Here is a 16121-nt window from a genome sequence, read left to right on the forward strand (position 1 = left end):
AGATTGAAGCCGGTTCTCGGTAGCTTCGGCCCGACCGGGTCGAACGCGGACGAAAAGGAACACAGTGAAGAAATTCGTTGCCGCCCTGGCGGTCGCGGGGATCGGCGTCGGCACCATGGCGCTCGCTCCCTCCGCCACGGCCGCCTCGGCGTCGGACTTCGATCCGAAGCCCATCTCCTGGGGAGCCTGTACGCGCCCGAGCCTGGTCAAGGCCGGCGCGGAATGCGGTTTCCTCGAGGTCCCGCTGGACTACGCGAAGCCGGGCGGGGAGAAGATCTCGATCGCCGTCTCGCGGGTGAAGCACAAGTCCGCCCAGTCGCAGGGCGTCATGATCGTCAACCCGGGTGGCCCCGGCGGTTCGGGCCTCGGGCTGTCGACGCTCGGCCGGGCCGTCCCCAAGAAGGCGGGTGAGGAGTACGACTGGATCGGCTTCGACCCGCGCGGCGTGGGGGAGAGCAAGCCGTCGCTGACCTGCGACGGGAACTACGCCTCCTACAACCGCCCGCAGTACGTGCCGACCACGCGCGCCATCGAGACGGCGTGGCGTGAGAAGGCGAAGGGCTACGCGAAGGCGTGCGCCAAGAACGGCGCGATCCTCGACCACATCAAGACCATCGATGTGGCGAAGGACGTCGACAGCCTGCGCAAGGCGCTGGGCGAGAAGCAGATCAACTACTACGGCTTCTCCTACGGCACCTACCTCGGGCAGGTCTACAGCACGCTGTTCCCGCAGAACGTGCGGCGGATGGTGTTCGACGGCACCGTCGACCCCCGCGACGTCTGGTACAAGGCGAACCTGAACCAGGACATCGCCTTCGACAAGAACATCAAGACCTACTTCGGCTGGCTCGCGAAGTACGACTCCGTCTACCACCTCGGCAACACCGCCTCCGCGGTCGAGAAGCTGTGGTACGCCGAGCAGAAGAAGCTGTACGACAAGCCCGCTGGTGGCGTCATCGGCGGATCCGAGTGGACGGACATCTTCCTGCAGGCCGGCTACTACGTCTTCGGCTGGGAAGACATGGCGAACGCCTTCTCCGGCTGGGTGCACAAGGGTGACTGGCAGACCTTGAAGGGCCTGTACGACGACTCCAACCCGCCGGGCCAGGACAACGGGTACGCGGTGTACGCGGCCGTGCAGTGCACCGACGTGGCGTGGCCGCAGAGCTGGCCCCGCTGGAAGTTCGACAACTGGGTCACGCACTTCCGGGCGCCGTTCGAGACCTGGGGCAACGCCTGGTTCAACGCGCCGTGCCTCGACTGGCCCGCGAAGCCGGGCAAGCCGGTGGAGATCGACGGGAGCAAGGTCCCCGGCATCCTGCTGGTCAACGAGGAGAACGACGCCGCGACGCCGTACCCCGGCAGCCTCGAGGTCCGCAAGCGCTACCCGAACTCCAGCCTGATCAGCGCTCCGGGCGGCACGACGCACTCGGGCTCGCTGTCCGGTGTGTCCTGTGTGGACGACAAGATCGCGGACTACCTGCTGACCGGAAAGCTGCCCGTGCGCAAGCCGGGCAACGGTTCGGACGTGCAGTGCGCCGCGGTCCCGCAGCCGGTTCCGGCCGGTGCTTCCGCGGCCGCGAAGTCGGACGTGCCGTCTTCGGTCGCCGAAGTGAAGAAGGAGGCGCTGGCTCAGGCGCTGCCTTTCTGAGTTGTTCGGGATGTCGCGATGCCCCGGTCCGGGTTTCCGGACCGGGGCATTTCTTCGCTCTGATGCTTCTCAGCAGTGGCTCGTCATCCGCATGCTGTGGATGCGGTCGAAGAACCCGGCGTCGAACGATCCCTCGGCGAACCACCAGTGCCACACGTTCTTGACGGTGCCCTTGACGAACTTGGTGTCACCGCCGTGATGGATGGGCCCGAGGACGATGCCGTTGCTGTCCAAGGTGTTCACCCACATCAGCCAAGCGTCGTTGCTGTCGCTGCTGACGATCGTCGCCTCGAACGAAGCGCTGCCATTGCGTCTGAGGGTCCACTTCGCGTTGTCCATCGTGCAGTCCCCGGCCTGGATGCGACCCCAGGTGAACCAACAGGAATCCGCTCCGGTGCAGGTGGCCAGCGCGGTGGTGGACGCCGTCGTGCCCGCCGAGGCGGGCGTGGCGAAGACGGTCCCGATCGCGAGCACGAGCATTGTCACGAAAAGCGCCATCCGACGTGCTTTGGTCGTCATTTTTCCTCCCCATCGTGGACGAACCGATGAGCAAAGCTAACCCGCGAGTGATCGCGGTCGAGATCACTTAGGTGCGGCAACTGGGGTGGCCGATAGGGCCATGACCGGCCCCCTCGCGCTCGCGAAAGCGAGGAAAGTTCCGGTCACGCACCGAATCCCCTCGCCGCACCGGCGAATTGTCGGGCCCGCCCGTTACCGTCCCCGGCATGACCATCGTCGAAGAGCACCGGACCGAGATCCGGGTGCAGGACACCGTTTATCGCATCGAGGTCGCCGCCCGTGAGGGTGGCGGCGCGGCCGGGGAAGACCGCTGGGTGACCGTCATGGTCGGCGGAGCCGGACCGCTGGAGGAGCCTGTCGCCGAAGGCAGGCTCGATATCGACGCCGAAGCCGTACCGGCCTTGGCGACCGTCCTTTCCGACACCCTGCTGGCGTTCGCCGGACGGGGCACCGGCCGGAACGGCCGCCGAAGATCGGCGGACCGTCCCGCGCACCAGGGCCTGCCGTGGTCCGACGAGCTGGACGCGGAACTGGAAAGCCGTTGGCTCGCCGGGGAAAGCGTCGAGGAGATCGCGCGGCGGTTCGAGCGGACACCGGGCGGGATCCGTGCCCGGTTGCCCAGGGTCGGCTGCGACCCGGAGCGCCGGGGCGCGTACCTCCCCATCCCACCGAGCCAACGAGAGGTGGCTGAACTCGACTGAACAACGGCGGTCGCGGGGGGCCTTCGGTCCTTCGCGACCGCCGTCAGTCCACTGTGGACTCGGCTCCGCGTTCCGCCCGTGCGGCCATCTTCCGGAGGTGCTCGATCAGTTCCGGCGGCTCGTGCACGGTGAATTCGCAGCCGAGTCCGAGGATCCGGAACGCGAGCCAGTCCAGAGTGTCCGTGCCCGCGTGGAAAACGCAGGTTTCGTCGTCCAGCGATTCCAGTTCGCCGAACCCCTCGCCGATCGCGGGGGAGACCTGGCCGATCGGCGCGTGCAGGGTCACGCGTGCGCTGTAAGTGGGAAGGAGGCTGTACATCTTGTCGGTGACATAGGCCGCCACGTCCTCCGCGGGTGGCTGTCTCGGGGTGGCCCGGCCGCCGGTCGCCCGCGGCTCCGAGATCCGGTCCGCGCGAAAGATCCGCCAGTCGTCGCGGTCGAGGTCGTAGCCGAGCAGGTACCAGCGGCGTCCGGCGGAGACGAGCCGGTGCGGTTCGACGTGCCGCCGGGATTCGGTCCCGTCGCCGGTGCGGTAGGTGAACCGGGTCCGCTCGGTGTTGGCGATCGCGCCCGCGAAGACGGTGAGGTGTTCCGGATCCACCGCGGGGCCCCTGCCGGGGAGAGGGACGGTCGCGGCGCCCAGCGCGCTGACGCGATAACGCAGCCGCGAAGGCAGCACCTGCTCGAGTTTGGCCAGCGCCCGCACCGAAGACTCCTCGATACCCGAGATCGCCTGCCCGGCCGCGCCGCGGAGACCGACCGCGATCGCGACGGCCTCCTCGTCGTCGAGCAGCAGCGGTGGCATCGCCGTGCCGGCGCCCAGCCGGTAGCCGCCCTCGGAGCCTCGCGACGCCTCGACGGGGTAACCGAGCTCACGTAACCGGTCGATGTCGCGCCGGATGGTCCGCGGACTGACCTCCAGCCGTTCGGCGAGCTCGCTGCCAGGCCACTCGCGCGGGGTCTGCAGGAGCGACAGCAGGCTGAGCAGCCGGGCGGGAGTATCGGTCATGCACTCAAGGATGCCCGGGCGACAGCCCGTATCGGGTGAGCCACACGACTTTGTTTGATTGAACTTGCATGGGAGTGCATAATCATGCGTATGACGGTGAAGATCGCGGTGGCCGGAGCCAGCGGGTACGCGGGCGGCGAACTCCTGCGCCTGCTGCTGACCCATCCCGAAATCCAGATCGGCGCGCTCACCGCGGCCAGCTCCGCGGGGACGCCGCTCGTCCAGCATCAGCCGCACCTCGCCCCACTGGCGGACAGGGTGCTGCTGGAGACGACCCCGGAGACCCTGGCTGGACACGACGTCGTCTTCCTCGCCCTGCCGCACGGTCACTCCGGTGCCATCGCCGCGCAGCTGGGCCCGGACGTCTTGGTGGTCGACCTGGGCGCGGACCACCGCCTTTCGGACGCGGCCGACTGGCAGCGCTGGTACGGCGGTGACCACGCCGGGCAGTGGCCGTACGGGCTCCCCGAGCTCCCCGGAGCACGCGAACGTCTCGCCGGGACCAAGCGCATCGCGGTCCCCGGGTGCTTCCCGACCGGCGGTTCGATCGCCCTCGCCCCGGCGCTCGCCGCCGGCCTGGTCGAGCCGGAGATCAACGTCGTCGCGGTCACCGGGACCTCGGGCGCGGGCAAGAGCCTGAAGCCGAACCTCCTCGGTTCGGAGGTGATGGGCTCGGCCACCGCGTACGGCGTCGGTGGCGCCCATCGGCACACTCCCGAGTTCGCGCAGAACCTGTCCGCGGTCGCGGGCGAGCGGGTCAAGGTCTCGTTCACCCCGGTGCTGGCCCCGATGCCGCGCGGGATCCTCACCACCGCGAGCGCCGCCCTCAAGACCGACCTGGACGCCGAAGGCGCCCGCGAGGTCTACGAAAAGGCGTACGCCGCCGAGCCGTTCGTCCAGCTGCTGCCCGAGGGCCGGTGGCCGTCTTCGGCTTCGGTGGTCGGCTCGAACAACGTCCAGCTGCAGGTCACCGTCGACGCCGACACCCGGCGCCTGATCGTGGTCGCGGCCATCGACAACCTGACCAAGGGCACCGCGGGCGGCGCCGTCCAGTCGATGAACATCGCCCTCGGCCTCCCCGAAACCACCGGACTACCGACCGTAGGAGTCGCTCCGTGACCGTCACCCAGCCGAAGGGATTCCGTGCCGCGGGCGTCGCCGCCGGGATCAAGGCCGAGGGCAAGCTCGACCTCGCGCTCGTCGTCAACGACGGGCCGCTGCAGGTCGCGGCCGGCGTCTTCACGCGCAACGTGATCAAGGCCGCGCCCGTCCTGTGGTCGCAGGAGGTGCTCAAGCAGCAGCGGCTCAAGGCCGTCGTCCTCAACTCCGGCGGCGCGAACGCCGCCACCGGCCCCGGCGGTTTCCAGGACACCCACCAGACCGCCGAGAAGGTCGCGGGACTCTTCGAAGCCGGCGCGATCGAGGTCGCGGTCTGCTCGACCGGCCTGATCGGCGAGCGGCTGCCGATGGACGCGCTGCTCTCCGGGGTGGACATCGCCTTCGGGCGGCTCGGCGCCGGTGACGAGGCCGACCTCGCCGCCGCCACCGCGGTCATGACCACCGACACCAAGCCGAAGCAGGCGGCCGCGAAGCACGAAAGCGGCTGGAGCGTCGGCGGGTTCGCCAAGGGCGCGGGCATGCTCGCGCCGAACCTCGCGACGATGCTCTCCGTCCTCACCACCGACGCGGTCGTCACGCCCGAAGCCCTGGACAAGGCTCTGCGTGCCGCCACCGGCGTGACCTTCGACCGGCTCGACGTCGACGGCGGGACCTCCACCAACGACACGGTCCTCGTCCTCGCGTCCGGTGCCAGCGGTGTCGAGCCGACCGAAGCCGAACTGACCGAACTCCTCACCGCCGTCAGCCTCGACCTCGTGCTGCAACTGCGCGCGGACTCCGAGGGCGCGACCAAGTACGTCGACGTCACGGTCGCCGGCGCGGCGAGCGAGGCCGACGCCATCGCCGTCGGCCGGACGATCGCCGAGGACAACCTGGTCAAGACCGCCCTGTTCGGTTCCGACCCGAACTGGGGCCGCATCGCCATGGCGCTGGGCCGCGTGCCGGCGGAGATCGACCCGGAAAAGGTCTCCATCGCGATCAACGGCGTCACTCTCTTCGCCAAGGGCACCACCGCGGCGGATCGCTCCGAGGCGGATCTTTCGGGCCGTGACATCCGGATCGTCGTCGACCTCGGTCTCGGCGAAGGCGAGGCGACGATCTACACGACCGACCTCTCGCACGCGTACGTCGAAGAGAACAGCGCGTACTCGTCATGAGCCCTTCCGAATCCACCGTCCCCGCGGACGAACGGCTCGCGACGGCCGCCGAGAAGGCCGCGATCCTCATCGAGGCCTTGCCCTGGCTGCAGCGCTTCCACGGCGCCACCGTCGTGGTGAAGTACGGCGGCAACGCCATGATCGACGAGAGCCTCAAACAGGCCTTCGCCGAGGACATGGTCTTCCTGCGCACGGTGGGGCTGCGTCCGGTCGTGGTGCACGGCGGCGGCCCGCAGATCACCGCGATGCTCACCCGGCTCGGCGTCGAAGGCGAGTTCAAGGGCGGCTTGCGGGTCACCACGCCCGAGACCATGGACATCGTCCGCATGGTGCTGACCGGCCAGGTCAGCCGCGAACTGGTCGGACTGATCAACGCGCACGGCCCGTACGCGGTCGGCATCTCCGGCGAGGACGCGCGGCTGTTCACCGCCGAACGCAAACAGGCCACTGTGGACGGTGTATCGGTCGACATAGGGCTCGTCGGTGAGGTCTCCGAGGTCAACCCGGACGCCGTGCTCGACATCGTCAACGCGGGCCGGATCCCGGTGGTGTCCACCGTGGCTCCGGACGTCGACGGTGTCGTGCACAACATCAACGCCGACACCGCCGCCGGCGCGCTGGCCGCGGCGCTCGGCGCGGAAAAGCTCGTCGTGCTCACCGATGTCGAAGGCCTTTACGCCAACTGGCCGGACCGCGGTTCGCTGGTCGACAGGATCCGGGTGGACCGCCTCGAAACCCTGCTTCCCGGTCTCGCCAGCGGCATGATCCCGAAGATGGAGGCCTGTGTGCGCGCCATCCGCGGCGGCGTCCGCCGCGCGCACGTGATCGACGGCCGCATCGCCCATTCGGTGTTGCTGGAGGTCTTCACCTCCCGCGGCATCGGTACCATGGTCTTCCCCGAAACGGAGCTCCCGTGACCACGTACAAGTCCAATGTAGACGGCCAGGAGCACTGGAAGTCGTCCCTCATGGACAACTACGGCACCCCGGCGCTGACCCTGGTCCGCGGTGAGGGGGCGAAGGTCTGGGACGCCGACGGGAAGCCGTACGTCGACCTGCTGGGCGGCATCGCGGTCAACGCGCTCGGCCATGCCCACCCCGCCGTGGTCGCCGCCGTCACCGAGCAGATCGCGAAACTCGGCCACACCTCGAACCTCTACGTGAACCCGGTCGCCGTCGAACTGGCCGAAACCCTCCTGGACGTCGCCGGTCTGTCCGGCAACGCGAAGGTGCTGTTCGTCAACTCCGGCGCGGAGGCCAACGAAGCCGCGCTGAAGATCAGCAGGCTCACCGGGCGGACCAAGGTCGTCGCGTGCGAGGGTGCCTTCCACGGCCGCACCATGGGCGCGCTGACGCTGACCGGGCAGCCGTCGAAGCGGGACGCGTTCGAGCCGCTGGTTCCCGGCGTCACGCACGTTCCCTACGGTGACATCGACGCGCTTCGCGCCGCGGTGGACACCGAAACGGCGGCGGTGTTCCTCGAGCCGATCCTCGGTGAGGCGGGCGTCGTGCCGGCGCCGGACGGGTACCTCCAGGCCGCGCGGGAGATCACCAAGGCGACCGGGACACTGCTGGTCCTCGACGAGGTGCAGACCGGCATCGGCCGCACCGGCGCGTGGTTCGCCTTCCAGCACGCCGGCATCGTCCCGGACGTCATCACCCTGGCCAAGGGGCTCGGCGGCGGCCTGCCGATCGGCGCGGTCATCGGCGTCGGCGAGGCGGGGGAGCTGGTGAAGCCGGGGCAGCACGGCACCACCTTCGGCGGTAACCCGGTCTGCTGCGCCGCCGGGCTCGCCGTGCTCAAGACCATCGCCAAGGACAACCTGAACGACCACGTTTCCGCACTGGGCAAGGACATCGCCTCCCGCGTGGAGGAGCTCGGCCACCCGCTGGTGTCCGGGGTCCGCGGTGCCGGGCTGCTGCTCGGCATCGCCTTGCGCGAACCGGTCTCGGCGAAGGTCGCCAAGGCCGCGCAGGACGCGGGGTACCTGGTCAACCCCATCGCCCCGGACACCATCCGGCTGGCACCGCCGCTGATCCTGAGCGCCGACGAGGCCGCGGGATTCCTCGAAGCCCTTCCCGGGGCGCTCGATTCCACCACCACCTAGGACAGAGACGAAACGCATGCTCCGCAACTTCCTCCGTGACGACGATCTCAGCCCGGCCGAACAGGCCGAGATCCTGGACCTCGCCGACCAGCTGAAGGCCGAGCCCCTGAGCTCCCGCGCGCTGGAGGGCAAGTCCGTCGCGGCGATCTTCGAGAAGAACTCCACCCGGACCAGGTTCTCCTTCGAGGTGGGCATCGCCCAGCTCGGCGGTAATCCGGTCATCGTCGACGGCCGCTCGATGCAGCTCGGCCGCGAAGAGACCATCGAAGACACCTCGCGCGTGCTTTCGCGGTACCTCGACGCGATCGTCTGGCGGACCTTCGCCCAGAAGCGCATCGACGCGATGGCCTCGGCGGCGAGCATCCCGGTGGTCAACGCGCTCACCGACGAGTTCCACCCGTGCCAGGTGCTCACCGACCTGATGACCATCCGCGAGCGCAAGGGCAAGCTCGCCGGGCTCACCCTGGTGTACCTCGGCGACGGCGCCAACAACATGGCGCATTCGCTGCTGCTGGGCGGGACCACGGCCGGGATGCACGTGCGCGTCGTCTCGCCGGAGGGTTTCCAGCCGGATCAGCAGGTCATGCTCGACGCCAAGCACCGTTCGACCGAGACCGGCGGCAGCACCACGGTCTTCACCGATCCGTACGCCGCGGTCGAAGGCGCGGACGTCGTCGTCACCGACACCTGGACCTCCATGGGCCAGGAGAACGACGGTCTCGACCGCGTCGGCCCGTTCCGTGAGCTGCAGGTCAACTCCGCGTTGATGCGCCGCGCCGCGGACGAGGCGATCGTGCTGCACTGCCTGCCCGCGCACCGCGGCTGGGAGATCACCGACGAGGTCATCGACGGGCCGGCCAGTGCGGTCTGGGACGAGGCCGAAAACCGGCTGCACGCGCAGAAGGCGCTGCTGGTGTGGCTCATCGACGAGAAGCGACGATGACCGGCAGCAGGGTCACCCGGCAGGCCCGGATCACCGAACTCGTGTCCTCGATGGCCATCCGCAGCCAGACGGAGCTCGCGAAGCTCCTGGCCGCGGAAGGCATCGACGTCACGCAGGCGACGTTGTCCCGCGACCTCGACGAACTGGGCGCGGTGAAGCTCCGAGGTGCCGATTCCGGCGCACCGGTGTATGTCATTCCGGAGGACGGCAGCCCGGTACGCGGAGTGCAGGGCGGTACCTCCCGGCTTTCGCGGCTGCTCGCCGAACTGCTCGTCTCGGCGGACTCGTCGGGGAACCTGACGGTGCTGCGCACCCCGCCGGGGGCGGCGCAGTTCCTGGCCAGCGCCATCGACAGGGCGGCGCTGGAGGAGGTCGTCGGCTCGATCGCCGGCGACGACACGGTCGCGGTGATCGCGAGGGAACCGTTGTCCGGCAAGGATCTGGCCGAGCGTTTCATGGCGCTGGCCCGACGGTCGTCCACAGTGGACGGCGGTGAGGAGACCGAGGGTGACGCCTGACGGGTTCACGTTCCCGGACGACGAGGAGAAGCTGGTCATCACCTTCGACGAAGGTGTACCGGTGGCCATCGACGGGGAGACCGTGACACTGCTGGAGGCCTTCCAGCAGCTGAACCGCCGTGTCGGCGCCTTCGGGCTCAAAGGACGCGAGATCTACGAGGGGCCCGGCGCGCTCGCGCTGGTCACCGCGCACGAGGAACTGCGAAAGGTCAGCATCGGGCGGGTGTCCGGTGAGGTCCGGCTGATCCTGCACCGCGGCAACGCGGTCGTGAACTCCGCGCGCGACGAGCGCGCGCTGTACGACTTCACCACAGGCGCTACCTTCGACCGGTCAGTCGCCTGAAGAGAACCAAGGAATTCGAGGAGTGTTGTGAGCGGGAATGAGCAGCCGGTGCAGCTGTGGGGCGGCCGGTTCGCCAGCGGACCGGCCGAGGCGATGGCGGCGCTGAGCGCGTCGACCCATTTCGACTGGCGGCTGGCGCCGTACGACATCGCCGGGTCGCGGGCCCACGCGCGGGTGCTGCGGAAGGCGGGGCTGCTCACCGAAGACGAGCTGACCGGCATGCTCGCCGCGCTGGACACCCTCGCGCAGGACGTCGCGTCGGGCGCGTTCACCCCGACCGTCGCCGACGAGGACGTCCACACCGCGCTCGAACGCGGTCTCTTGGAGCGGGCGGGCACCGAACTCGGCGGCAAGCTCCGGGCGGGCCGTTCGCGCAACGACCAGGTCGCGACGCTGTTCCGGATGTGGCTGCGCGACGCCGCCCGCCGCGTGGTCGCGGGCACCCTCGGCGTCGTCGACGCTCTCGTTTCGCAGGCGAAGCGGCACCCGGACGCGATCCTCCCGGGCCGCACCCACCTGCAGCACGCCCAGCCCGTCCTGCTGGCGCACCATCTGCTCGCGCACGGCCAGTCGCTGCTGCGCGACGTCACCCGGCTGCGTGACTGGGACGCTCGCACCGCCGAGTCGCCCTATGGCTCCGGCGCGCTGGCGGGATCCTCGCTCGGCCTCGACCCGGAGGCCGTCGCCGAGGAGCTGGGCTTCGACACCAGCGTCGAGAACTCGATCGACGGCACCGCCTCGCGGGACTTCGTCGCCGAATTCGCCTTCGACGTCGCGATGCTCGCGGTCAACCTGTCCAGGATCGCCGAAGAGGTGATCATCTGGAACACCGCCGAGTTCGGCTACGTCACCCTCGACGACGCCTGGGCGACCGGCAGCTCGATCATGCCGCAGAAGAAGAACCCCGACGTCGCCGAGCTGACCCGCGGCAAGGCCGGACGGCTCATCGGCAACCTGACCGGTCTGCTCGCGACGCTCAAGGCGCAGCCGCTCGCGTACAACCGCGACCTGCAGGAGGACAAGGAGCCGGTCTTCGACTCCGTCGAGCAGCTGGAACTGCTGTTCCCGGCGATCGCGGGCATGCTCGAGACGCTGACCTTCCACACCGACCGGCTCGCCGAACTGGCGCCCGCCGGCTTCACCCTCGCCACGGACATCGCCGAATGGCTGGTCCGGCAGGGCGTGCCGTTCCGCGTCGCGCACGAAGCGGCGGGGGAGAGCGTCCGCGTCGCCGAGGCCCGCGGCGTCGGGCTGGACGAACTGACCGACGAGGAGTTCGAGAAGATCAACCCGGCGCTGACGCCGGCCGTGCGCGAGGTACTGACCGTCGAAGGCTCCGTGAGCTCGCGCAACGCCCGGGGCGGTACCGCTCCGGAGCGCGTCGCCGAACAGCGGGACCGTCTGGTCGCGCGGATCGCCGAACACCGCACCTGGCTCGGCTGAACAAAGCGCGTGAAGGCCCCTTCCCTCGGCTGAGTTGAGGGAAGGGGCCTTCACGCGTATCAGGAAAGCCTGGTCTCCAAACCGTCGAGGACGCAGTCGAGGCCGCGCTCGAAGTCGGCCTCGTTCGTCTCGCCCGGGGCCCGCCTTCGTTGTACCGCGTAGAGCTTCTTGAGCCGCGGGTGGTCACGCACCGCTTGCTCGGCAGCCGGCCACAGGCGCTCCTTCCACTCCGCCTCGCTCTGCCCGCCGCGTTCGAGCGTGGTCAGCCATGCGGCTTCGCTGGTGGCCCGCCCGACGACGAACGCCATCACCGTGTTCCACGCCAGATCGGCATCATCCAGCGAGAAACCGGCGTTCTCGAACAGGGCGAGTGCCGCTTCCGACATCTTCAGCACGTTCGGCCCGAGATACGCCACTCCCGTCTCGCCGAGCAGCGAGCCGAGCCACGGATGGCGAAGGAACACCGACCGCAGGTCGCGCGCGAACCGGCCCGCCGTCACTCGCCACGGACCCTCCCCGGGGAGCGCGACCTCGCCGTACACCTCGTCGACGACCAGCTCCACCAGCTCGTCCTTGGTGGCCACGTGGGTGTACATCGACGGGGCGGCCACACCGAGCCGGGCGCCGAGTTTCCGCATGCTCAGCGCGTCGACGCCACCTCCGTCGAGGAGCTCGATGGCCTGGGAAACGATCTGCTCCCGGCTCAGCGACGGCTGCTCGCGCTTGCGTTTCGGGGGACGCATCCACACCGACATCCGCGATCCCTCACTTTTCCGTACAGTGTTCAGTATGCCTAACACTGTACGGACAAAGTTCGACCACGCCCACTGGCAGTCCCGGCTCGACGACCTGAGGGCCGAACACCACGTCCCGGGCGCGACGCTCGCCGTGCTGGCCGAGGGAGAGATCCACGAACTGGCGAGCGGGGTCCTGCACCGGGGGACCGGGGTGGCGGCGACCACCGATTCGATCTTCCAGCTCGGCTCGATCGCGAAGGTCTACACGGCCGCGCTGGTACTCGGGCTGGCCGAGGAAGGCCGCCTGAACCTCGACGCGCCGGTCGTCGAGGTGCTGCCGGAGTTCGCGACGATCGATCCCGCGGCGACGAAGGCCATCACCGCCCGGCAGCTGCTCAGCCATACCGGTGGACTCACGTGCGATTTCGTCGAAGACACCGGACGCGGGGACGATTGCCTCGCGAAGTACGTCGAGGCCGCCAGGGGAGTGGCGCTCGACTGCCCGCCGGGGACGGCCGCGTCCTACAGCAGCGTCGGGTACAACGTGCTCGGCCGGATCGTCGAGGTCCTCACCGGTCTGACCTGGGACGACGCCCTGCGCGAGCGGCTCGTGGGACCGCTCGGGCTCGCCGAGACGATGACCCTGCCCGAAGAGGCGCTCCGCTTCCGGGTGGCGATGGGACACCTCGGCCAGGACCCGGAGCCGACCGCCGCGTGGGATCTCCTGCCGCGCTCCGCCGGACCGTTCGGCCGCGTCCTCGCCACGGCCGGCGACGTCGTCCGCTTCGCCCGGATGCTGCTGGACGGCACGGGACCCGACGGGACACGCGTGCTGGCCGAAGAAACGGTGACCATGATGCGGCGCCTCGAAGCGGAGGTGCCCGACAAGTGGACTCTCGGCTCCGAAGGCTGGGGGCTCGGGCTGTCGATCCACGACTGGAACGGCGTCCCCGGCTTCGGGCACAACGGATCCTCGATCGGGCAGCGCTCCTACCTGCGCGTAGTGCCGGACGCCGGAGTGGCCTTCGCCCTGCTCACCAACCACGGCACGACCGACAGGTTGTACAACGAGCTTTCGCGAGAACTGCTCGGCGAGGTCGCCGGGGTCGAAGTTCCCGCCGACTTCGCACCACCGGCGTCGCCGCCCTCGGTGGACATCGCCCCCTTCGCCGGTACTTACCGTCGAGAAGGCGTCATCATCACCGTCACCGAGACGGCGGGAAGGCTGCGCTTCGTCTACGAATTCGCCGACGGTCTCGAGGGAATCGCCCCGCCGATCGAAGCGGAGCTCGTGCCCGTGTCGGAGAGTGTCTTCGCCGGGATGAACCCCCTGTTCGGCGACGACTGGATGCCGGTGCTGTTCACGAAACTCCCCGACGGCACCGAGTGTTGCCACACCAGCATGCGGGTGGCGCCGAAGATCGAGGCGGCCGGTTAAGGTCGGCCCGGAGAACGCGACGTTAGGGGAGTGCGGAACGTGGAGACCGGCAGACAGTTCACCCGGCGCGAGCTGGCGCTGGATCCGGTGGAGCTGTCCACGCTCCTGCTCGGCGCGGTGATCGAGGCGAGCGGTCCCGACGGCACGGTCGCGGTCCGGCTGGTGGAGGTCGAGGCCTATCGAGGGCTCGACGACCCCGCATCGCACTGCTATCGCGGCAAGACCCCGCGCAACGCGGTCATGTGGGGGCCCGCGGGGCATCTGTACGTGTACTTCGTCTACGGCATGCACTTCTGCGCGAACGTCGTCGGCACCGAGGACGGGCAGCCGGGCGCCGTGCTCCTGCGTGCCGGGGAGGTGGTGTCCGGCGCGGACGTCGCCAGGGCACGCAGGCCGTCCGCGCGCGGCAACGGCGAACTCGCCAAAGGCCCGGCGATCCTCACCTCGGTGCTCGGCATCGACCGCGCCGAGAATGGCATCGACCTGACCGACCCCGCGTCACCCGTCCGGCTGTTCACCGGTGAACGGGTCCCCGAAGCCGACATCCGCACCGGGCCGCGCGTCGGGGTCGCGATGGCGATGGACACGCCGTGGCGCTTCTGGATCGACGGATCGCCCGCGGTCTCCACCTACCGCCGCGGTGGCAAGCGACGGGCGGCCGCCCCCGGCCGATAGTCGGTTGACCTGGTGCGGGAGGATCTACAGGCGTGAGCGAGCACATCCTTGACGAGCTGACCTGGCGCGGCCTGATCGCGCAATCCACCGACCTCGAAGCACTGCGGCGAGACCTCGACCAAGGACCCCTCACGCTCTATTGCGGATTCGACCCGACCGCGCCCAGCCTGCACGCCGGCAACCTGGTGCCACTGCTGATGCTCTCGCGTTTCCAGCGCGCCGGGCACCGGCCGATCGTGCTGGCGGGCGTCGCCACGGGCATGATCGGCGATCCGCGTGACACCGGTGAACGCACCCTGAACACGCTGGACACCGTCGCCGCGTGGGCGGACCGGATCCGCGGGCAGCTGGAGCGGTTCGTCGACTTCGACGACTCGCCGACCGGCGCGGTCATCGAGAACAACCTGAACTGGACCGGCAAGCAGACCGTCGTCGAGTTCCTGCGCGACGTCGGCAAGCACTTCCCGGTCAACACCATGCTGAACCGCGAGACGGTGAAACGCCGCCTCGAAGCCGACGGCATGTCCTACACCGAGTTCAGCTACCTGCTGCTGCAGTCGCAGGACTACCTGCACCTGCACCGCGAGTACGGCTGCAAGCTGCAGATCGGCGGCTCGGACCAGTGGGGCAACCTCGTCGGCGGCGTCGACCTGATCCGCCGGACCGACGGCGGCCACACGCACGCGTTGACCGCGCCGCTGGTCACCGACACCGAAGGACGCAAGTTCGGGAAGTCCACCGGTGGCGGCAGCGTCTGGCTCGACCCGGAGATGACGTCCCCGTACGCGTGGTTCCAGTACTTCGTGAACGTCGCCGACTCCGACGTCATCCGCTACCTGCGGATGTTCTCCTTCCTCGGGCAGGAGGAGATCGCGGCGCTGGCCGAAGACACCGAGCAGCGCCCGCACCTGCGGTCCGCGCAGCGGAAGCTGGCCGAGGACTTCACCACCCTGGTGCACGGTGAAGAGGCGACCCGCCAGGTCATCGCCGCGAGCCAGGCGCTGTTCGGCAGGGGAGAGCTGCGTGAGCTCGACTCGTCCACCCTCGACGCCGCCATGGCCGAGGTGCCGAACGGCAAGGTCGACCCGAACGGCGAGTCGACCATCGTCGACCTGCTGATCGCGGCCGGGCTCGTCGACAGCAAGGGCGCCGCGCGTCGCACCGTCAAGGAAGGCGGCGCGTACGTCAACAACACGAAGATCGCCGACGAGGAGTGGAAGCCGTCCTCGGACGACGCTCTGCACGGCCGCTGGCTGGTGGTCCGCAAGGGCAAGCGCAACGTCGCCGGCGTGCGCGTCGGGGGCTGATCGCCGCCCGGGCCCGAAACAGGGGCTCTGACCTGCGGAAACGCAGTTAAGGTACCCCCCTGTTTTGGGCCCTTTCGGGGCGTGTAAAGTTCTCCAAGTCGCCAGGGAAACCGAGCGGCCGACCGGGACACGAACCAAGCTCTCGCCGCGGAGTTGAAGAACTTAGCGCGATTGAGTGGGTGTCCTATCAAAAACTGCTAGGAATGACTGCTTCGGATAAGGCCGCTGTGATGGTGGTGCGATTCGGGGTGTGTTGCTTGAGAACTCAACAGTGTGCTAGTGAACTAAGCCAGTAGAGCTTATGTAGTGAAACCTCGTAAGAGGTTCCTTTGAGAGCATTTATTTGCCTCGATCAAATTTGACATTGTTGGAGAGTTTGATCCTGGCTCAGGACGAACGCTGGCGGCGTGCTTAACACATGCAAGTCGAACGATGAAGCCTTTCGGGGTGGATT

16 protein-coding genes and 1 rRNA gene are annotated in these 16121 nt (G+C 68.9%); 14 read left to right on the forward strand and 3 right to left on the reverse strand.

Annotation, left to right across the window (positions count from 1 at the left end; genetic code table 11):
* Nucleotides 1-64 precede the first annotated feature (64 nt).
* Entirely contained in the window at nt 65-1651 is a 1587-nt protein-coding gene (locus ACSMFO_RS21640) for an alpha/beta hydrolase (protein ID WP_436460257.1), read from the forward strand.
* Nucleotides 1652-1720: 69 nt separating this feature from the next.
* Here the strand turns inward: ACSMFO_RS21640 and ACSMFO_RS21645 are convergent, their stop codons facing one another.
* Nucleotides 1721-2170 (reverse strand): DUF6294 family protein, encoded by a 450-nt coding sequence (locus ACSMFO_RS21645; protein WP_143202779.1) that lies wholly within the window; start codon nt 2168-2170, stop codon nt 1721-1723.
* Nucleotides 2171-2376: 206 nt separating this feature from the next.
* On the opposite strand from ACSMFO_RS21645, the gene ACSMFO_RS21650 reads away from it, so the two are divergent.
* Entirely contained in the window at nt 2377-2871 is a 495-nt protein-coding gene (locus ACSMFO_RS21650; RefSeq protein ID WP_360123638.1) for a helix-turn-helix domain containing protein, read from the forward strand.
* 43 nt (nt 2872-2914) lie between these two features.
* Here the strand turns inward: ACSMFO_RS21650 and ACSMFO_RS21655 are convergent, their stop codons facing one another.
* The gene (locus tag ACSMFO_RS21655; RefSeq protein WP_436460258.1) at nt 2915-3880 is read right to left on the reverse strand and encodes a helix-turn-helix transcriptional regulator; all 966 of its coding nucleotides are present in this window, start codon (nt 3878-3880) and stop codon (nt 2915-2917) included.
* A 90-nt stretch (nt 3881-3970) separates the two neighbouring features.
* On the opposite strand from ACSMFO_RS21655, the gene argC reads away from it, so the two are divergent.
* From argC to argH, 8 genes are read left to right on the forward strand one after another with little or no spacing between them, the layout of a single operon-like run.
* On the forward strand, nt 3971-4999 hold the full coding sequence (argC, locus tag ACSMFO_RS21660; protein ID WP_436460259.1) for an N-acetyl-gamma-glutamyl-phosphate reductase: 1029 nt from the start codon (nt 3971-3973) through the stop codon (nt 4997-4999).
* A complete protein-coding gene (argJ, locus tag ACSMFO_RS21665) occupies nt 4996-6156 on the forward strand; it encodes a bifunctional glutamate N-acetyltransferase/amino-acid acetyltransferase ArgJ (RefSeq protein WP_436460260.1) in 1161 nt (386 codons plus the stop codon). The genes argC and argJ overlap by 4 nt, the downstream gene beginning before the upstream one ends.
* Nucleotides 6153-7073 carry an acetylglutamate kinase gene (gene argB / locus ACSMFO_RS21670; protein WP_073849275.1) on the forward strand — a complete coding sequence of 307 codons (921 nt, stop codon included), beginning with the start codon at nt 6153-6155 and terminating at the stop codon, nt 7071-7073. The genes argJ and argB overlap by 4 nt, the downstream gene beginning before the upstream one ends.
* Nucleotides 7070-8263 carry an acetylornithine transaminase gene (locus ACSMFO_RS21675; protein ID WP_038511509.1) on the forward strand — a complete coding sequence of 398 codons (1194 nt, stop codon included), beginning with the start codon at nt 7070-7072 and terminating at the stop codon, nt 8261-8263. Before argB ends, ACSMFO_RS21675 begins: the two co-directional genes overlap by 4 nt.
* A 16-nt stretch (nt 8264-8279) precedes the next feature.
* Nucleotides 8280-9206 (forward strand): ornithine carbamoyltransferase, encoded by a 927-nt coding sequence (argF, locus tag ACSMFO_RS21680; protein ID WP_436460261.1) that lies wholly within the window; start codon nt 8280-8282, stop codon nt 9204-9206.
* Nucleotides 9203-9724 (forward strand): arginine repressor, encoded by a 522-nt coding sequence (locus ACSMFO_RS21685; RefSeq protein WP_016335384.1) that lies wholly within the window; start codon nt 9203-9205, stop codon nt 9722-9724. Before argF ends, ACSMFO_RS21685 begins: the two co-directional genes overlap by 4 nt.
* The gene (locus tag ACSMFO_RS21690; RefSeq protein WP_436460262.1) at nt 9714-10067 is read left to right on the forward strand and encodes an argininosuccinate synthase; all 354 of its coding nucleotides are present in this window, start codon (nt 9714-9716) and stop codon (nt 10065-10067) included. Before ACSMFO_RS21685 ends, ACSMFO_RS21690 begins: the two co-directional genes overlap by 11 nt.
* A gap of 27 nt (nt 10068-10094) precedes the next feature.
* Entirely contained in the window at nt 10095-11510 is a 1416-nt protein-coding gene (gene argH / locus ACSMFO_RS21695) for an argininosuccinate lyase (RefSeq protein WP_073849276.1), read from the forward strand.
* A 59-nt stretch (nt 11511-11569) separates the two neighbouring features.
* Here the strand turns inward: argH and ACSMFO_RS21700 are convergent, their stop codons facing one another.
* Nucleotides 11570-12265 (reverse strand): TetR/AcrR family transcriptional regulator, encoded by a 696-nt coding sequence (locus ACSMFO_RS21700; protein ID WP_436460263.1) that lies wholly within the window; start codon nt 12263-12265, stop codon nt 11570-11572.
* Nucleotides 12266-12299: 34 nt separating this feature from the next.
* Here ACSMFO_RS21700 and ACSMFO_RS21705 point away from each other — a divergent pair, with 34 nt between their 5' ends.
* From ACSMFO_RS21705 to ACSMFO_RS21720, 4 genes are all read left to right on the forward strand, one after another.
* Nucleotides 12300-13685, forward strand: coding sequence for a serine hydrolase domain-containing protein (locus ACSMFO_RS21705; protein ID WP_436460264.1), 1386 nt, complete (start codon nt 12300-12302; stop codon nt 13683-13685).
* 39 nt (nt 13686-13724) lie between these two features.
* Complete coding sequence (locus ACSMFO_RS21710; protein ID WP_436460265.1) at nt 13725-14360, forward strand: DNA-3-methyladenine glycosylase; 636 nt, start codon at nt 13725-13727, stop codon at nt 14358-14360.
* A 32-nt stretch (nt 14361-14392) separates the two neighbouring features.
* Nucleotides 14393-15667, forward strand: a complete 1275-nt coding sequence (tyrS, locus tag ACSMFO_RS21715; protein WP_436460266.1) for a tyrosine--tRNA ligase — start codon at nt 14393-14395, stop codon at nt 15665-15667.
* Between the two features lie 364 nt (nt 15668-16031).
* Nucleotides 16032-16121: ribosomal RNA gene (locus tag ACSMFO_RS21720) — 16S ribosomal RNA — on the forward strand; the annotation flags it as partial.

Source organism: Amycolatopsis sp. w19, from assembly GCF_051373225.1.
Classification (GTDB): Bacteria; Actinomycetota; Actinomycetes; order Mycobacteriales; family Pseudonocardiaceae; genus Amycolatopsis; species Amycolatopsis japonica.